An 18,086-nucleotide genomic window follows, 5' to 3' on the forward strand; every position below is an offset into this window, starting at 1 on the left:
TATGGAACTTTTTGAAAATCCATTTTGGCTACTCGGCGCATCATCGCGAGATGATCGGCGGAAGATAATGGAGCTAGCAGAGGAAAAAAGCTTACTCGCAGATGATGACTCGATTTCAAATGCAAGCGGCGCTCTGACAAATCCACGCAAAAGATTGGAAGTTGAGACAGCCTGGCTTCCTGGACTAGCTCCGAAACGAGCGAGCGAAGTTATCGATCAACTAAAAACCAATCCAAGGGATATCTTGGAACAGAAGAATGTTCCAGGCTTAGCGAGGGCAAACCTTTTAGCCACTGGCCTAAAGCACGTGACTGGGAATCTGAATGAAGCAGAACTATGTGAATGGATTATCGAAATCGCCGACGTTTTCGACGACGTTGATACCGAAGAAATAATTACCATCATCAACGAGGACAGGGGCATAGCTGGTTTTCCAATTGTTTCCGATCACCATGCGCTGGAACTCGAAATTGATAACCGTAGGCAGTTTATTCGTTCCTCTATTAGAGCGGCACTCAACGAACTTCCGCCAATGAGTCTGGTGAAAGTGATCACAGACGCAGTGGAGAAAACTACCGATGTCGGTGAACGACCTGCACCTCTTCTAATTGATGAAATCGTCGACATGTACGAGGTTGAGGCGCAAGATTTTCTTGATAAGGAAGAAGCCAATATCGATGCGCTCTTGGAGCGTATCCGCGATATTGCAGATAAGAAAAAGTCGGACAAAATCCTCTCGCCGATAATCGATGAACTGATTTCTGTTGTCCAAAATTGGGATGTTGTTGCCCAGCCAATTCAAGTCAGCACAAAAAGCCGAGGGTTAGGACACGAAGCAAGTGCTCGCGTCGCTCACAATGTTCGGGACTTAGCCGTATATCTGTTTAACGAGCACGACAAATTAGAGATTTCTCAGAAGATTGCGGCAATGCTTCGTGAAGTTTTTGCAGAAGTCGTATCCGTTGCAGACAAGACTGACGAGGATATAGGTGCGCTCGACGATATCGCCGAGCAAAGAAAGCTAAGTGGGCACCTAGAACCGATAACAGAGCTTTGCTCACAAGCGTTAGAGAGGATTGAATCCCACCCATCATCTGCACATGGCGAGGCCCAAAAAATCACGAGGGTCGCGCAACGTCTTATAGCCGGGCTGGAGTCAGCAAAGTTACCGCAGAACCTAGTCGAACAAGGCAAAGATGAAATTGCGTTGACTTTGATGCAGTGCGCGATCGCATACGCAAACGAAACGAGCAAATGGAACGAATGTGTCGAAATGCTCGAAGACGCTATGAAATATGCCTCTAGCGCTGAGGCGCGAAAACATATTCGAGGGAACTTGCTGACTGCCAACCAAAACAAGGCAATGTATGGAAATTTATCTCCGATCTCTTCTGCTCCGACTCTATGGACGCTAAATGGTTTCGGATTCACTCTATACGGCAGCACAGATGTTGACCCTGTTAGCCGGTCACATATCGCTACATATTATTTCACCGCCCTGTTCATTCCAATTTTTCCAATATCTCGTTACCGGGTAATACAGGATGGGAATAACTACAGATTCCTCGGCAAAGCGCCACTTAGGCAATTTGACAAGATTCACTTATTAATTTCGGTGGTTGCAATCGTAGCTGTCTTTATTGGCGCACAATGAGATGTGTGGATTCTAAGGATAGGACTAGGATTTGAATGGGTGACGAGAACGAAAAAAAGGGGTTCGGAGCTCTCTCATCACTAACGTCTAAAGTTGGTGATCCACCTGCTGCGCCTGAGCACGAGAAAACACCCAATAACCAAGACAATCAAACTTCTAACAAGACTTCAAAACAAGGAGAGGAAAAGCGTAGCAGCGCACCACCCCCCTCTTCACCTCCTCCCAATCCTCCTCCTCCGCCATCTCCACCACCGCCATCGTCGCCGAAACCAACCAACCAGGGCAGCTCTTCAAATCTCAAATGGTTTCTGGGGCTCATAGGCGTTGTTATCGCCATAGCAATTTATAACTCTCAAGAAAGCAAAAAGCCTTCTGCGCCGACATATACTTCCTCTCCCAGCAAAAGCATCGACACTGGATCAAGCAATAGGATACTAAGTCCGCCAACAACTACACCGAAGAAATCTCCGCTATCATACCCTCAGCCTAATGAGATCACTTATGAACGGCCTCCAATTGGGAGGAATAACGTTCTCTCTGTCGCCCAAATTCGATGGTGTGTACGTGCAGGAATCCAAATAGAGGCGAAAAGACCGCTTATAAGTAGCGATGCTCAGTCACGGTCCTTTAATGAGAGCGTTGACGACTATAACTCAAGGTGTGGAAGCTACAGGTACAGAAGAAGCAATCTTGAGTTGGCAACGCAGCAGGTCAATAAGCAGCGTTCTCAAATCGAGAGGGATGCAAGACAAGAGTTGTCGTCCATACCAAAACAAAATTTATTTTCGCCAGATATAAATCAGCCAAGAATTCAGCCAGCGCCTGCCCCTCTGACAGAGTCCAAACCAAGCCCATCTAAAGGAACTGTCCGTGAGGTTCAAAAACTACTCAAGGAATTAGGGTACGATCCAGGCCCAATTGACGGGCAGATGGGGCCCAAGACCAGGACAGCTATAAAATCTTTTCAGCGCGAGGCGCTTTTACCTCCCGACGCAGAGATTGATCAGGACTTTTTGCGGGCTCTTAGAGATGCTCATTCGGAAAGGCAAAAATTCAAAAGCCAGCAAGAAAGTCGAACCGGCACCAAAAAATTTACAGTATCGGAGAAGCAATTCTTGACCATTTTTCAAGATCAAAATGGTGAGATGAAGCTCTTTGACTCGACCCGCGTCCCATTTAATACGGAAAACTCCTGCTACGGCTGGCGCATGCGAATCAACGGCATTAGCGGAAGCATCAAGATGCGTGAAATATTGAGGTTGCCGTCAAAACCACTGGGCGGATGGCCTGTTATCACTGACGGCTCAAAAAAGGTCACGCCGTCCTCTGATGGAAAAAGCGCCGTTACAGATATGATGCTCGAAATAAAGGATGACATGGTGAGCCATGTCTGGTGCATAGCGGAAGGTGATCCGATTGGCGACTACTCGATTGATGTATTTTTAGATGACGTTTTTGTTGAGACCTTCGACTTTGAAGTGGTTAAGGCGTCACAACAGGCACCTAGTAAAACTCAAGCAGAAGCGGGGAACAGCCCATCTAGCAAACAGGTTTACATCCCAGAGAACGCTAGTGTGGATTACACGGGGAAGGGTTGGACATGCGATAGAGGTTATAGGCCTGACGGTGATAGGTGTGTCAAATTCGTCGTCCCAGCACATGCCAGCGTAGATTATACAGGCCGGGATTGGACTTGTGATAGAGGTTATAACCAGCAAGGCAATCAGTGCGTCAAATTTGTTGTGCCTGATCACGCCAGCGTAGATTACACAGGCCGAGATTGGACTTGTGATAGAGGTTATAACCAGCAAGGTGACAGATGTATCAAATTCGCAGTGCCTGCAAATGCTAGCATTGATTATACAGGTCGGGATTGGACTTGTGACAGAGGCTACAAGCAGCAAGGCAACCGATGCATCAAATTCGCAGTGCCTGCAAATGCTAGAATTGATTATACAGGTCGGGATTGGACTTGTGACAGAGGCTACAAGCAGCAAGGCGAAAATTGCATTAAGTTTGCCGTTCCTAAAAATGCTAGCGTCGATTACACAGGACGCAATTGGGTCTGTAATTCCGGTTTTATGGAAGTGGGAGACCAATGCGTTAGATAGCGGAAACTCACCAAGCTAACGTTTCTTTTTTCTCCGTATTCCTCTCATCGCCATTTTTGAAACTCCTTCGCCCTCTGAATGGTGATGCTCAATCCGAGACATAACCAATCTGCAAAGTTTCCTTGTGTCGACCGAACCTGCGTATCGGCTAATGCCCTCGAGATATTCTCAACCATACCCCGATCAATTTTTGCTATTTCGCGAGTAGATTGGCTTTTTGAGCTTTAAATTCTTCCTCGGTGATCAAACCTTTTTCAAGCAGGGTCGCTAGTTTCTCAATCTCGTCAGCAATCGATTTTCCTGAAACATTTTGCAATTTGGGCATTTGACTCTCGTCATTTTCGGAAAGTCTTTTGAGGATAGTAGATAGTCGGGAATGCCACGCAGCAGCCTCCTCTATAGCTTGTTTGTAAATGATACTTTCCTTTTCAACCCCCTTGGTAGAGTCCGAAAAATCCAACATAACTATATCAAAATTTGGTTTCTGGAAATCATCCGTCACGATACGCAAAGTTATTTTTTTAGCGCGATTGCTCGTAGTCGACGAACCGCTAAGGCCTCCGATAACGGCTCCAACTCCACCTAATAAAACTCCTCCAACAGCCGCACCCACAATCTGGCTGCCTCTGTTCGTGCTAGAGATTGATACACCATCTTCTAATACCTCAGTCGCTATTAAGCTCCTGAAAGGAAATACTGATTGATGACCATGGTCCGAAAAAAGAATTTGATTATTTGTTTTGTCTATCGCCAATCCTTTTTGATTATATGGGCTCACATAATGTACGTCTGATTGGAAACCGTCTCGCTTAACAATTGCTTGTCCTGCTGCTTTCGCTTTGCTGGACTTTTCGAGACCCACCAAAACAGGAATGAAAATTGCTGCTACTATTCCAAGACCCACTAGCCAAAATATTGCTTCCATGATGTTTTGCCCCCGCTACTCATTAGATTAATAATAACATTTATATTTACCAATGATAGATTGCATTCTGTCGTTCGAAACACAGTTTCTGGCGTCAGATTATTCACCGAAGTTGCTGCAGGACTCGTTTCAAAACCCACTGTAAGCTGGGAAGCCAACGTATGACCGTTCATGACGCGGCTTGTGATTGGCCATTCCAGGCTTCGTCAGGCACCCCTTTGGCGAGATATAGCTATCTATCCTGCGAACCGGATTTTCACTCCAAGTGATGTTAAAGGCAGCTAGCTTGGGAAAGAAGAACAGGCGGCTATAGGGAAGATGGTCATGTATCCACCAAGCCAGTGAACGCCAATCAGCACCTTCTTCGTAGCGATCAGCGAACCACGGGACAACGATACAGGCTGTTGCCCCCATATATCCGAAATTATCGAGACGGTCCCAGATATGCTTGCCAGAGTTATAGTGGTTCGATCCGCAATTTAGTCTCTGTTGATGGCCAAAACCATTTACTGAACTGGAACGATAGGCCGACCTAATAGCGATACCACCAAAGGATTTTGAAATTGGCTCCAATAGCTCGTTACACAGGCGCTTTCCCGCCGCGATGGCCAGTTCGGGGTCATTTGGAATATTCGGAATACCGTAGAAGCTAGAGATTTCACTGTATAAAAAATCTCTCATATAGAAGGATTCTGACAAACGGGTACGCCCGAACTGTTCAAGCGCCGCGATATCCGACACCGGTCTCATAAGAGCCCTGACGCCTTCAACTTGATATTCGTCTCAACGGGAGAATGAGCTAATTCGTTCTTGGAGATCATAAGATTTGCAACCCGTTGCACGGCGGGCTGCCTTCACAACCTACTGTGACCGAACTGTGTCCACCTCGATCCAGATTTATCCGCGTCAATCTGTGGAAATCGGCATTGCTGGATTTTTGACACACATAACTATCTGATATTATTAGGTTTCTATTGCATAGCTGCACTCCGAAGGCAGAGGTCACAGGTTCGAATCCTGTCGGGTGCGCCAATTTCGCCAGCCAATTCAAACAGCCAATTTTAGCCAGACAATTTCAGCCAGCCAGCCCTTTACAGCCAGCCCTTGCCGAGCGCGCCGTCGTAGATCAGCTTGATTCCGGCGACGAACAGCAGCACATAGCAGACCTTGTAGAAGGTCTCTGCATCGATGATCCGGATCAGCTTCCAGCCCATCCACACCCCCAGCGGCACCGCCGGCATCAGCACCAGGCTGGTGCTCAGGTTGTCGCTCGAGAACTGCCCCAGCCACAGATACGGCCAGATCTTCACCTGATTGACGATAAAGAAGAAATACACGTTGGTGCCGACGAACACCCGCTTGTCGAGCCGCTGCGGCAGCAAAAACATCTTCACCGGGCCGCCGCCGGCATGGGCGACGAAACTGGTGAACCCGCCCAGCGCACCGCACAGCGCACCGAACCAGCGGCCCCAGCGCGTTTCCGCACTGACCGGCGCCTGCTGCACGAAATAGGTCAATGAAAAGATCAGCGAAAGCCCGCCCAGCATGAGGCGGATCGCGTCGTCATCGAGATGTCGGAAGGTCAGCGCGCCGATGCCGATGCCGACAACCGCGCCCGGCACCATCGCCACGAGGTTGCCGCGATGGAAATCCCGCCGGTAGCCCCAGATGTTGAACAGGTCGATGGTGCACAGGATCGGCAGCATGATCGCCGCCGCCGCCACGGGCGAAATGAAAACCGCCATGATCGGCACCGAAAGCTGCCCCAGCCCGCCGCCGAGACCGCTTTTCGAGATGCCGGTGATGAGCACGGCGAAAAGCGCGGCGGCAATGAATACCGGATCAAAAGTCGCTTCGAACACGGGACGGCGCTTTCAGGTTCAAGGGCTGCAAGGCGGGGTACTACCCTAATAAATGCATCCACCCGGCAAGTTACAAGTCATCCCCCGTCCGGGTCCGGTCAGATACCCGCCTAGACGTCCAGGTTGGCGACCTTGAGGGCGTTTTCCTGGATGAATTCACGGCGCGGTTCGACGACGTCGCCCATCAGCGTCGAGAACACCTCCTCGGCCTCGTCGACGTGGTTGACGCGGACCTGCAACAGGGAGCGCGCCTCGATATCGAGCGTGGTTTCCCAAAGCTGATCCGGGTTCATTTCGCCCAGCCCCTTGTAGCGCTGGATCGAGATGCCCTTGCGGCCCAGTTCGGTCACCTTGTCGACCAGCGCCACCGGACCGGTGATCGGGTAGCTCTTATCCTTGTTTTCAAGGGTGCCGTGCTTGGCATAGTTTTTCTGCAGCTTGCCGGCCATTTCGTCGAGTTGCCGGGCGTCCTTGGAGCGCATGATCGCGCCGTCGATGACGTGGGTTTCGGCAACGCCCCGAAGCATGCGCTTGAATTCGAGCCCGCCGTCATCCAGCGCCACACCTGCCCAGCCGCGTTCGTGTTCCGGCGCCAGCGCGTCCAGGCGCTTGGCGATGTATTCGGCGACCTGCGCGCCCTGTTCCGGATTGCCGAGAATTTCCGGGTTGAGCGCGCCCAGAATCGCCGCCTGCTCAAGGATCGAAACCGGCACGTGGTTCGACAGCCTTTCCAGCAGCGTCTTCACATAGCGCGCTTCCTCGGCCAGCGTGCGCAGGTCGGAACCGGCGATCTGATGGCCTTCGAAGTTGATGAACACGCCGCCTTCGTCGATGGCGGTATCGAACAGATAGTTCTCCATCTCGCGGTCGCCCTTCAGGTAGACCTGCGAATTGCCGCGCTTGGCGCGATACAGCGGCGGCTGCGCGATATACAGATAGCCGCGTTCGATCAGTTCCGGCATCTGACGGAAGAAGAACGTCAGCAACAGCGTGCGGATGTGGCTGCCGTCGACGTCGGCGTCGGTCATGATGATGATTTTATGATAGCGGCATTTGTCGACGTTGAAATCCTCGCGCCCGATCCCGGTGCCGAGCGCGGCGATCAGCGTGCCGATTTCGGCCGAGCTCAGCATCTTGTCGAAGCGCGCACGCTCGACGTTGAGGATCTTGCCGCGTAGCGGAAGAATGGCCTGGAAGGCACGCTCGCGGCCCTGCTTGGCCGACCCGCCGGCACTGTCACCCTCGACGATGAACAGTTCGGACTTGGCCGGATCCTTCTCCTGGCAATCGGCGAGCTTGCCCGGCAAGGACGAGATATCGAGCGCCCCCTTGCGCCGCGTCAGTTCACGCGCCTTGCGCGCCGCTTCGCGCGCCGTTGCGGCATCGATGATCTTGGTCAGGACTTTCTTGGCTTCCGCCGGGTTTTCCTCGAACCAGCGGTCGAGCCCCTCGGAAACCAGATTCTCGACGATCGGCCGGACTTCGCTCGAGACCAGCTTGTCCTTGGTCTGCGACGAGAACTTCGGGTCGGGGACCTTGACCGAGAGAATGCAGGTCAGGCCTTCGCGCGCATCGTCGCCGCTGACCGTCACCTTTTCCTTTTTCGGCACCAGCCCGGACGCCATGTAATTGTTGATGGTTCGCGTCAGCGCGCCCCGGAAACCCGCCAGGTGCGTACCGCCGTCGCGCTGCGGAATGTTGTTGGTGAAGCACAGCATCGTCTCGTGATAGCTGTCGTTCCACTGCATCGCGACTTCGACGGTGATGCCTTCTTTTTCCCCGGTCACGGCAACGGGGTCGGTGATAATCGAGGTCTTCGAGCGGTCGATATACTTGGCGAAGGCGATCAGCCCGCCCTCGTAATGCATGTCGATGACGACCGGGTCCGGATTGCGGTTATCGACCAGTTGCAGGGCGACGCCGGAATTCAGGAACGCCAGTTCGCGCAAGCGGTGCTCGAGCGTCGCCAGATCGTAATCGGTCTTGGTGAACGTCTCTGATGACGCATGGAACGTAATTACCGACCCGCTGAGCTTTTTACCGCTCTCGGTCAGCGGCGCATCGCCGACAACCTTCAGCGGCGCGACGGTTTCACCGTTTTCAAAACGGACATGATGCTCCTTGCCGTCGCGATAAATCTGCAACTCCAGCCAGTCCGAAAGCGCGTTGACGACGGATACGCCGACACCGTGCAGACCGCCCGAAACCTTGTACGAGTTCTGATCGAACTTACCGCCGGCATGCAGCTGCGTCATGATGACCTCGGCCGCCGAAACGCCTTCTTCGGCGTGAATGTCGACGGGAATGCCGCGGCCGTTATCGGACACGCTGACCGAGTTGTCGCCGTTGAGCGTGACCTTGACGAGATCGCAGTGCCCGGCCAGCGCCTCGTCGATCGCGTTATCGACGACCTCGTAGACCATATGATGCAGGCCCGAGCCGTCATCGGTATCGCCGATGTACATGCCGGGGCGTTTACGCACCGCGTCCAGCCCCCGCAGAACCTTGATCTGGTCGGCGCCATAGGCTGCCGGGTCGACACCCGGCGGCACCTCGATCTCAGCTTCGGGGCCTGTTTCGTTTTCGGTTTCTTCGCTCATGGTCTTTTTGCTCTCGTTTTGCCGTCTTGTCGCTCAGGCATCGAAGGCGCAAAGCGCGCCGTCTGCCACTTGAAAAAATTCGGACCGATCCCGCATGCCGTCAAACAGGCCGGGGTCGGTACCGGTCATCCATGCCTGGGTGTTCAGGCCGTCGATCAGGTCGAACAATGCCGTGCGCCGCGCCTGATCGAGATGCGCCGCAACCTCGTCCAGAAGCAGGATCGGCGATGCGCCGCGCTCAACGCCCTGCATCCGGGCATGCGCCAGAACAAGGCCGATCAGCAGCGCCTTCTGCTCGCCCGTCGAACACAGTGCCGCTTCGCGCTGCTTCGCGGCGTGGCGGACCTCCAGATCGGTCCGGTGCGGTCCGCTGCGCGTGCGCCCGTCATGCGCATCGCGGTGGCGATCTTCGGACAATTGCCGGCGCAGCCGTTCCTCGGCGGCCAATGCCGGCATTTCGTCGAGCCAGCCTTCGGGGCCGCCGGCAAGTGCCAGTTCGGCACCGGGAAACGGCCCCATGCGATGCGCCGAGCCGGTATCGATAAACGCCGCCAGCCGGCCCACCATGTCGCGCCGCGCCGCGGCCACGGCCATGCCCTTTTCCGCCATGGTCGCTTCCAGCGCATCGAGCCAGGTGGCGTCCGCCCCCGACCCGTGTTCCGACAACAGCCGCGCGCGCTCACGCATGGCCTGTTCATAGGCGCTGACGCGCCCCGCATGCGCCGGATCGGCGGCATAGACGAGGCGGTCGAGAAAACGTCTTCGCGCACCCGGCCCTTCGATAAACAAACCGTCCATCTGCGGCGTCAGCCAGACCACGGCGACATGTTCGGCCAATGCGCTTTGCGCACGTTCCGTCTGCCCGTCGACCCGGACCACCCGGCGTTCGCGGACGTTGCCCGGTTCCGGATCAAGGCCGGTGCCGATCGTTACAGGCCCGTCGGGCCCCGTGATATCCGCGGCGACGGCCCAGTAGCGGCCTTCGGCAGCGCTTTCGGCGCCTGCGTCGGTGCGGGTCACCTCGCCCAGCCTGGCACGGCGCAACCCGCGCCCGGGCGCAAGGAAGGAAACGGCTTCGAGAATATTCGTTTTTCCGGCGCCGTTGACGCCCGTCAGGATAACGCTCTGTCCGTTCGACGTCAGACGGGTCTGGGCGTGGTTCCTGAAATCCGTCAGCGTCAGCCGTGTCACGGCGACGCGCTGTCCATGGACATTTTCCTGAGCCGACAAGGGTTCGGCGCTCAAGCTTCGGGAAATCGCCGCTATACCTGTCAAAATCTTCCGTCCACGTCGTTTACCATCAAACCCGCATCGGCATCAGCACGTAGATCGTTCCGGTGTCGTCGGAACCGCGGATAATCGTCGGCGAGGCGGCATCCGCCAGCATGAAGATGGCGGTGTCGCTGTCGATCTGGCGCGCGATATCCAGCAGATAGGCAGAGTTGAAACCGATCTCGATGTTATCGAGACCGTAGCCGATTTCGATCTCTTCCTGGGCCGTGCCGTTTTCCGGGCTCGACGCCGACAGCGACAGCGTATCGCCGCCGATGGCCAGCTTCACGGCGCGGGATTTCTCCGACGAAATCGCCGACACGCGGTCGACCGCATCCGACAGCGCCTTGCGGCTTACCGTCATTTCCTTGTCGTTGCCCGTGGGGATGACGCGCTGATAATCCGGGAAGGTCCCGTCGATCAGCTTCGACGTCAGGATCGCATCGTCGAACGAGAAACGGATTTTCGCTTCGGAGAGTGAAATTTCGATGTCGTCGCCGGTTTCGTCGATCAGCTTGCGGATTTCACCGACCGTCTTGCGCGGCACGATCACGCCCGGCATGCCCTCGGCGCCAGCCGGCAGCGGCAGCTCGACGCTGGCAAGGCGATGCCCGTCCGTGGAAACGGCGCGCAGCACCTGGGTGCCGTCACGATCGAAGACATGCAGATAGATGCCGTTCAGATAATAACGGGTTTCCTCCGTCGAGATCGCAAACCGGGTACGGTCGATCAGTTCCCTGAGATCGCCGGCGGGCAGCGAAAACGTATGCCCGTATTCGCCGCCGGCCATGACCGGAAAATCCTCGGTCGGCAGGCATGAAAGGGTGAAACGCGAGCGGCCGGCACGGATCGTCAGCTTGCCGTCCCCGGGCGCTTCCAGTTCGATCTGCGCGCCGTCGGGCAGCTTGCGGACGATCTCGAAGAACGTCAGCGCCGGCGCCGTCGTTGCACCCGGCGTTGAAATATCGGCGGGAACGCTCTCGACGATATCCAGATCCATATCCGTCGCGTTGAGCGAAAGCTGTTCGCCGTCCGCTTCAATCTTCACATTCGACAAAATCGGAATTGTATTTCTGCGTTCGACAACGCTTTGCACGTGTCCGAGGGAGCGTAAAAGATTCGTCCGTTCGATCGTCAGTTTCATTACCTAAAGCCCACATTTCTATCCGGTGCGGCGCACGGCAGCGCCCATCGCAGTTCAAATTCAACGCCTTGAAATATCCGATGAAAAATCGGCAAAATGTCGCCTGAAACGCTGAAAATCAGCAAATTTTCCAGGTGCCGAAAGGCGTTCGCAAGTATAGCAGACGTTAACCATGACCCAAGCCTTTTAACGGCCGGTTAAGCCGCGAAAAGCGCCTGAATTAATGGTTTACAATCAAGGGCTTGGGCAGGCCCCGCATCTTCGGGGCCCGGGCCTGGGCCTCAGCCTTCCAGCATGCGGCGCAAAAGCTCGACATCTTCCGCGAATCCGGGATCCATCGACTTCAGCTCTTCGACCTTTTTAACGGCATGCATCACGGTCGTATGATCCCTGCCGCCGAACTTGCGGCCGATTTCCGGCAGCGAACGCGCCGTCAGCTGCTTGGCCAAATACATGGCCACCTGACGCGGACGGGCCACCGAGCGCGCACGCCGGGCGGAATGCATATCCGAAATCCGGATGTTGAAGTGGTTCGCCACCTGCTTCTGGATTTCTTCGATGGTGACGCGGCGGTCGTTGGCGCGCAGCAGATCGTGCAGCACCTCCTGTGTCGCCTCGATGGTGATGTCACGGCCGATCAGTTGCGCATGGGCAACGACCCGGTTCAGCCCGCCTTCGAGCTCGCGCACGTTGGACGTGATCTTGTGTGCCAGGAACTCCATGACCTTGGGCGGAATGTCGGCGCGGATTTGCGCCGCCTTGGACTGCAGAATGCCGAGCCGAAGCTCATACGTGGTCGCATGAATATCGGCGACAAGCCCGCAGTTGAGGCGTGAAATCAGGCGCTCTTCCATGCCGACGAGATCGGACGGGGACTTGTCCGCCGAAATGACGATCTGCCGCCCCTGATCCACCAGCGCATTGAAAGTGTGGAAGAATTCCTCTTGCGTTGATTCCTTGCCGGCAATGAACTGGACGTCGTCGATCATCAGCACGTCGACCGAGCGGAACTGATTCTTGAAGTCCATGGTCGTGCTTTCGCGGATCGCCTGCACGAAACGGTGCATGAACTTTTCCGCCGACAGGTAGAGCACGGTCCGGTCCGGATCGGTCTGGCGGATATGCCAGGCGATGGCGTGCATCAGGTGCGTCTTGCCAAGGCCGACGCCGCCGTAAAGGAACAGCGGATTGAACGGCACCCTGTCGGCTTCGGCGACACGCCGGGCGGCGGCGTAAGCGAACTCGTTGGGCTTGCCGACGACAAAATTCTCGAACACGAAACGCGGATCGATGGCGGCGCTCAGCCCCTGCCGTGCGCCGGACATGTCTGCGTGGCCGTCACCGGCGGGCGGGGTTTGGCGGCGGATCGACCCTTCGCGGGGTTGCGCCGGGGAACGGTCGCTGCGCACGGAAACCTCGAGCGAAGCCACTTCCGGCGCTTCCGATTGCCAAAGTGTCGCAATACGCTCGGCATAATGGGCAACGACCCAATCACGCATGAAACGGGTCGGCACGGTGACATGCACCACACCGTCTTCGACGGTGCGGATCTTCATCGGCTTGATCCAGCTCTGGAATGCAGCCTCACCGATCTCGTCGCGAAGTTGCGCGTTTACAGTATTCCACTGCGCAAGGACCACATCCTTATCCGCATCGTGATGCGGACCGTCCTCGGTGTTCGATGTGGCGTCGAATGACGTCGCGTCGATCATGCGTCGGCTGCCCCCCTTAAATAGGCGATTCTTTCATGACTCCGGCCGAAACCGGCGTCTTTATTTTTAATCCGGATAAATGACGAAAAGAGGATTATTTGAGCATCGCCCAAACAAGCTAATGAGACTTCACGCTTAAGTTCTTATCGAAACCTGCCGGCGCTCCCCCATAAAAGAACCGAACGGCTTCATTTTGAACACGCCACCCCTTGCCCGCCTTAACGGCCACCGGCAAAAGACCGCCCCCCTTGCAAATCCTTCCCTCATATATCCAGACAAAGTAATAAAATAAAATCTTTATATAGAACTAAATGACAAAACAAATGCACATAAAATACTTAAACAATAGAATAAAGCTTAATGCTTACTGTGATTTATCGAGTTTTCATATTGATATAATGATCTTCGGATATTACGACCACACCTCCGAGGCAGCGACGTCGCGGCGGACGTCCGCCTGCTTGTCTTGACGGCTTGGATATTACGAACCTCGGTCACGGCTGACAACATGATCGAAAGGAGAACAGGGCAAATAAACTTAAATAAAAAACTTGACTCTCGTTACCTGCTTGAAAGCGCGGCGTTTTTGTTCAAGCCCATGGTGAGCAAGGGTTTGCGCCGCTCATAGCGGGCTACTACCTACATATAAACCGTCCCCATGCGCGCACGAAAAAGCCGCAAGTCTGAAAGACTGCGGCTTATCAATACCTTGTTGGAAAAAGCGAAGAGATGGCTTAAGCGGCCATCCCTTTGATGCGGCGTGACAAGCGCGACAGCTTGCGCGATACGGCATTTCCAGCAAGTACATTTTTTTGTGCGCCACGTGCCATCAGCGGCTGGGCATTCTTGAAAGCGGCCTGGGCGGCGGCAACATCGCCACTGCCGATCGCTTCTTCGACTTTGCGGACAGCCGAACGGATCTCGCTGACACGCGTGCGGTTGATCTGGGTACGCCGAGTGTTCTGGCGGATACGTTTTTTCGCGGATGCGCTGTTAGCCATCTCTAAAACCTCTTAAATTCAAACCCTTTGCTCATGGGACCGCGAGCTTATATAGACACTACCGCCGTCCGTCAAGCGGCTCTGGTGCGTTTCCGGCCCGCCTTCATTTTCCGCTGAACGGACTCACGGAAAAACCGACCACGGCGCCCCCCGCACCGTCCGCCTCGATCGCGATCTTCAAGCGCTCGCGCTCGCGCTGATACAGCCCCTCATCGAGACGCGCCCAGCCGAGTTGCGGCAAGACATCAGCATAAAACCGGGCCGCTTCAAGCGGGCCGACATTGCCCCTGGCCTCGGCTTCGGCAATGCGCCCGCCGGCGGTATCGAACGCCACGGCGGCATTCTCGTTCTCGACCAGACCATCCATCAGCGGCAGATCCTCGATCACGGAAACGAAGCGGTCGCTGGCGGCGGCGGGTGCTGCGCCGGCGGCAAATGCCATCAGGCAAAGGATAAATGTCCGTATCACGAATGCGCGTATCATAGGTGTGCTTCTAACATCAGCGCTGGCGTTTGGCACAGAAAAATGTCGAACGCCCGCCCTGGACGATCTGCTGAATGGCATTTTCACAATCGCAATCCGGGCATTTCTCACCGCCCCGGCCATAGACCTTGAAGCGGTGCTGGAAGTATCCCAGTTCGCCGGACGTCTGGCGGTGATCGCGCAACGACGACCCCCCGGCGTCGATGGCTTCGTTCAACACATCGCGGATCGACTGCGCCAATCGGTCGGCGCGCCCGCCCTTCACCGTCCGCGCCATGCGCCTGGGCGAGATACCGGCCCGGTACAGGGCTTCCGAGGCATAGATGTTGCCGACCCCGGCCACCACACGCTGATCCAGCAACGCAACCTTGATTGCCGTCCGGCGTTCGCCCAATCCCGCCGCCAGCGCAGCGCCGTCGAACGCGTTCGACAGCGGCTCCGGGCCTAGACCGCAAAGCAGCTTGTGCGTCGCCATTTGATCCGCCGCGAACAGGTCCATGAAGCCGAAGCGGCGCGGATCGTTATACCGGATCGTCACCCCGTCAGCGGTGATCAGCTCGACATGGTCATGCTTTTCCAGTGCCGGCGGCGCGTCCTTGTAGATCCGAAACCGCCCGGACATCCCCAGATGCGCCAATAAAACGAGATCGCCACTGAGGCGGATCAACAGGTACTTTGCGCGGCGCTCGACACTGATCACCTTGCGGCCGGTCAACTGCGCGGCAAACCCGGGCGGCAGCGGAAACCGCAGATCCGGCCGGAACGCGCGGGCCCCGGCGATCACGGCACCTTCCAGAACGGGGGCAAGGCCGCGTCTGACGGTCTCGACTTCGGGCAATTCGGGCATAAACGGCTTCCCTATAAAAAGCGTCCAACAATGCGTGCAGAGCGTAGCGTCTTCGCTCCCGTTCGGCTATTGTCGCGTCCATGGAAGAGCAAAAACAATCGCCCGACGCGGCAAAAGCCAAAACCGAGAAGGTCTCGTTCGGTTTCAGGGATGTCCTGCCCGGCGAAAAAACCGAGATGGTGCACGGCGTGTTCGCCTCGGTCGCCGGCAAATACGACCTGATGAACGACCTGATGAGCCTCGGCATCCACCGTCTGTGGAAAAGCGCGATGCTGGACTGGCTCAACCCGCAACCGGGCCAGACGCTGGTCGACGTCGGCGGCGGTACCGGGGATATCACCTTCCGCTGGCTGGAGCGCGGCGGCGGCCCGGCCCAGGTCATCGACTATTCGCCGGAAATGATCGGTGTCGGCCGCGACCGTGCCATCGACAAGGGCATTCTCGACGGTATCACGTGGACCGTCGGCAACGCCGAGGAACTGCCGCTCGAGAGCGCCTCCGTCGACGTCTATACCAGTGCCTTCTGCCTCCGCAATGTGGCCCGGCTCGACCGTGCCCTGGCCGAGGCCAGGCGCGTTTTGAAGCCGGGCGGGCGGTTCCTGTGCCTCGAATTCTCGCACCTGATCGTCCCGGCGCTCGAAGAAGCTTACGATGCGTGGTCGTTCAAGGTGCTGCCGGCACTGGGCGAGCGCGTTGCCGCCGACCGGGAGTCCTATATCTATCTGGCCGAAAGCATCCGCAAGTTCCCCGATCAGGACACCTTTGCCGGCATGATCCGCGACGCCGGCCTGGAACAGGTCAAGGTCCGCAACCTGTCGGCGGGCATTGCCGCGCTGCATTCCGCCTGGCGGCTCTGAGGCCCTTCATATGTTCCGCTCGCTCAAGCATATTCGGCGTCTCCATGCGCTTGCGCGCCTGCTGGCCCGCCACGACGCGCTGTTCGCGCTCGAGCTGGCCGGTGTTTCGCCGGTTCTTTTGAAGCTCTGCGCCGTCGGTGTCAGCAAGGACCCGTCGGGCAGGCCCGGCGAGCGGCTGGCGCGCGCGCTGAACGAGGCCGGTCCCAGTTTCATCAAGCTCGGTCAGGCGATGTCGACCCGCTCCGACCTGCTCGGCGAAGAGCTGACCGAAGACCTGTCCAAGCTGCAGGACGACCTGCCGCCGTTTCCCGCCGTCGAGGCGCACGCCGCGATCGAGGAAGAACTGGGCGCACCCGTCGACGAACTGTTCAAGTCGTTCGATGACGTCCCCGTCGCCGCCGCGTCCATCGCCCAGGTGCACTTCGCCGAAACCCACGACGGGCGCGAGGTCGCCGTCAAGGTCCTGCGGCCCGGCATCGAAGCCGCCTTTGAGCGCGATGTCGATCTGTTCCGCTGGATCGCCGAAATCGCCCAGCGCACGCAGCCGCAGCTGCGCCGCCTGAAGCCGGTGGAAACCATCGAAACCCTGGCCGATACGGTCGAACTGGAAATGGATCTGCGTTTCGAGGCCGCGGCCGCCGCCGAACTGCGCGAGAATTTCGCCGGCGACCCGGACTTGAAGGTGCCGGAAGTCGACTGGCAACTGACTGCGCGCCGTGTGCTGACGACGGAACGTCTGATCGACGGCATCCCGCTCGATGACCGCGACGCCATCGTCGAAGCCGGGATGGACCCGGTCGAAATTCTCACCAAGGCGGCGTCGGCGTCGTTCCGCCAGGTTTTCCGTGACGGCTTTTTCCATGCCGACACCCATCCCGGTAACATGTTCGCACTCCCCGACGGTAAAATCGGCGTCGTCGATTTCGGCATCATGGGCCGGCTCGATCTGAAGTCACGGCGCGCCATCGCGGAAATGCTGGTTGCCTTTTTGAACCGGGATTACCGCCGCGCCGCCGAGGTCCATTTCGAGGCCGGCTGGGTGCCGCGCGACCGCTCGGTCGACAGCTTCACGCAGGCCTGCCGGTCCATCGCCGAGCCTATCCTGGACAGGCCGCAGAACGAAATATCGATTGCCCGGTTGCTGGCGCAGCTGTTCCGCATCACCGAAACCTTCCGTATGGAAACCCAGCCGCAGCTTCTGTTATTGCAGAAAACCATGCTGGTTGCCGAAGGCACCGCGCGCCGTCTGGCGCCCGACGCCAACATGTGGTTCCTGATCCGCCCGCTGATCGAAGACTGGATGTATGAAAACCTCGGCCCCGAAGCCAAGGTCCGCGATGCCATCCACAACCTGCAATCGGCGCTGGAACGGCTGCCGGAAATGGTCGAAAGCGTCGAGCACGGCTCGCGCATGCTGGCCGACGGGCAGTTGAAGCTGCACCCGGACACGATCCGCGCACTCCGGGGCGAGGACACCGGCCCGCGCCGACCGGCACGCGGGCTGTGGCTGATCGTGCTGGCGCTGCTGGTGGTGTTCGTGGCGATTATTTTCGACTAGCCGACGGTGCCTGAAACCGGGCCACGTTGAAAAATCAGGAAGTCCGACCACCAGGTCGA

14 protein-coding genes are annotated in these 18,086 nt (G+C 56.7%); 4 read left to right on the forward strand and 10 right to left on the reverse strand.

Going from position 1 to position 18,086, the window contains the following annotated elements:
* Position 1 precedes the first annotated feature (1 nt).
* Together L2D14_00770 and L2D14_00775 are read left to right on the forward strand one after the other, a co-directional pair.
* The gene (locus L2D14_00770; GenBank protein ID WNJ99972.1) at positions 2 to 1,654 is read left to right on the forward strand and encodes a hypothetical protein; all 1,653 of its coding nucleotides are present in this window, start codon (positions 2 to 4) and stop codon (positions 1,652 to 1,654) included.
* Positions 1,655 to 2,349: 695 nt separating this feature from the next.
* Complete coding sequence (locus L2D14_00775; protein WNJ99973.1) at positions 2,350 to 3,765, forward strand: peptidoglycan-binding domain-containing protein; 1,416 nt, start codon at positions 2,350 to 2,352, stop codon at positions 3,763 to 3,765.
* 193 nt (positions 3,766 to 3,958) lie between these two features.
* Here L2D14_00775 and L2D14_00780 read toward each other — a convergent pair whose 3' ends face one another.
* The 10 genes from L2D14_00780 to mutM all read right to left on the reverse strand — a co-directional run bounded on the left by L2D14_00780 (position 3,959) and on the right by mutM (position 15,612).
* The gene (locus tag L2D14_00780) at positions 3,959 to 4,690 is read right to left on the reverse strand and encodes an SHOCT domain-containing protein (GenBank protein ID WNJ99974.1); all 732 of its coding nucleotides are present in this window, start codon (positions 4,688 to 4,690) and stop codon (positions 3,959 to 3,961) included.
* A 129-nt stretch (positions 4,691 to 4,819) separates the two neighbouring features.
* The gene (locus L2D14_00785; protein ID WNJ99975.1) at positions 4,820 to 5,440 is read right to left on the reverse strand and encodes a hypothetical protein; all 621 of its coding nucleotides are present in this window, start codon (positions 5,438 to 5,440) and stop codon (positions 4,820 to 4,822) included.
* A gap of 341 nt (positions 5,441 to 5,781) precedes the next feature.
* On the reverse strand, positions 5,782 to 6,552 hold the full coding sequence (locus L2D14_00790) for a sulfite exporter TauE/SafE family protein (GenBank protein ID WNJ99976.1): 771 nt from the start codon (positions 6,550 to 6,552) through the stop codon (positions 5,782 to 5,784).
* A gap of 110 nt (positions 6,553 to 6,662) precedes the next feature.
* On the reverse strand, positions 6,663 to 9,152 hold the full coding sequence (gene gyrB, locus L2D14_00795) for a DNA topoisomerase (ATP-hydrolyzing) subunit B (protein ID WNJ99977.1): 2,490 nt from the start codon (positions 9,150 to 9,152) through the stop codon (positions 6,663 to 6,665).
* A gap of 33 nt (positions 9,153 to 9,185) precedes the next feature.
* On the reverse strand, positions 9,186 to 10,397 hold the full coding sequence (gene recF, locus L2D14_00800; GenBank protein ID WNJ99978.1) for a DNA replication/repair protein RecF: 1,212 nt from the start codon (positions 10,395 to 10,397) through the stop codon (positions 9,186 to 9,188).
* A 55-nt stretch (positions 10,398 to 10,452) separates the two neighbouring features.
* Positions 10,453 to 11,568, reverse strand: a complete 1,116-nt coding sequence (dnaN, locus tag L2D14_00805; GenBank protein ID WNJ99979.1) for a DNA polymerase III subunit beta — start codon at positions 11,566 to 11,568, stop codon at positions 10,453 to 10,455.
* A 281-nt stretch (positions 11,569 to 11,849) separates the two neighbouring features.
* Positions 11,850 to 13,280 (reverse strand): chromosomal replication initiator protein DnaA, encoded by a 1,431-nt coding sequence (gene dnaA, locus L2D14_00810; GenBank protein ID WNJ99980.1) that lies wholly within the window; start codon positions 13,278 to 13,280, stop codon positions 11,850 to 11,852.
* A gap of 734 nt (positions 13,281 to 14,014) precedes the next feature.
* On the reverse strand, positions 14,015 to 14,281 hold the full coding sequence (gene rpsT / locus L2D14_00815) for a 30S ribosomal protein S20 (protein ID WNJ99981.1): 267 nt from the start codon (positions 14,279 to 14,281) through the stop codon (positions 14,015 to 14,017).
* Positions 14,282 to 14,384: 103 nt separating this feature from the next.
* Positions 14,385 to 14,750 (reverse strand): hypothetical protein, encoded by a 366-nt coding sequence (locus L2D14_00820; protein WNJ99982.1) that lies wholly within the window; start codon positions 14,748 to 14,750, stop codon positions 14,385 to 14,387.
* Between the two features lie 31 nt (positions 14,751 to 14,781).
* Complete coding sequence (gene mutM / locus L2D14_00825; GenBank protein ID WNJ99983.1) at positions 14,782 to 15,612, reverse strand: bifunctional DNA-formamidopyrimidine glycosylase/DNA-(apurinic or apyrimidinic site) lyase; 831 nt, start codon at positions 15,610 to 15,612, stop codon at positions 14,782 to 14,784.
* A gap of 80 nt (positions 15,613 to 15,692) precedes the next feature.
* Here mutM and L2D14_00830 point away from each other — a divergent pair, with 80 nt between their 5' ends.
* Positions 15,693 to 16,469 carry a class I SAM-dependent methyltransferase gene (locus tag L2D14_00830; GenBank protein ID WNJ99984.1) on the forward strand — a complete coding sequence of 259 codons (777 nt, stop codon included), beginning with the start codon at positions 15,693 to 15,695 and terminating at the stop codon, positions 16,467 to 16,469.
* 10 nt (positions 16,470 to 16,479) lie between these two features.
* On the forward strand, positions 16,480 to 18,027 hold the full coding sequence (gene ubiB, locus L2D14_00835) for a 2-polyprenylphenol 6-hydroxylase (protein ID WNJ99985.1): 1,548 nt from the start codon (positions 16,480 to 16,482) through the stop codon (positions 18,025 to 18,027).
* Positions 18,028 to 18,086: the final 59 nt, after the last annotated feature.

Source organism: Thalassospiraceae bacterium LMO-JJ14, assembly GCA_021555105.2.
Lineage (GTDB): Bacteria > Pseudomonadota > Alphaproteobacteria > Rhodospirillales > Casp-alpha2 > UBA4479.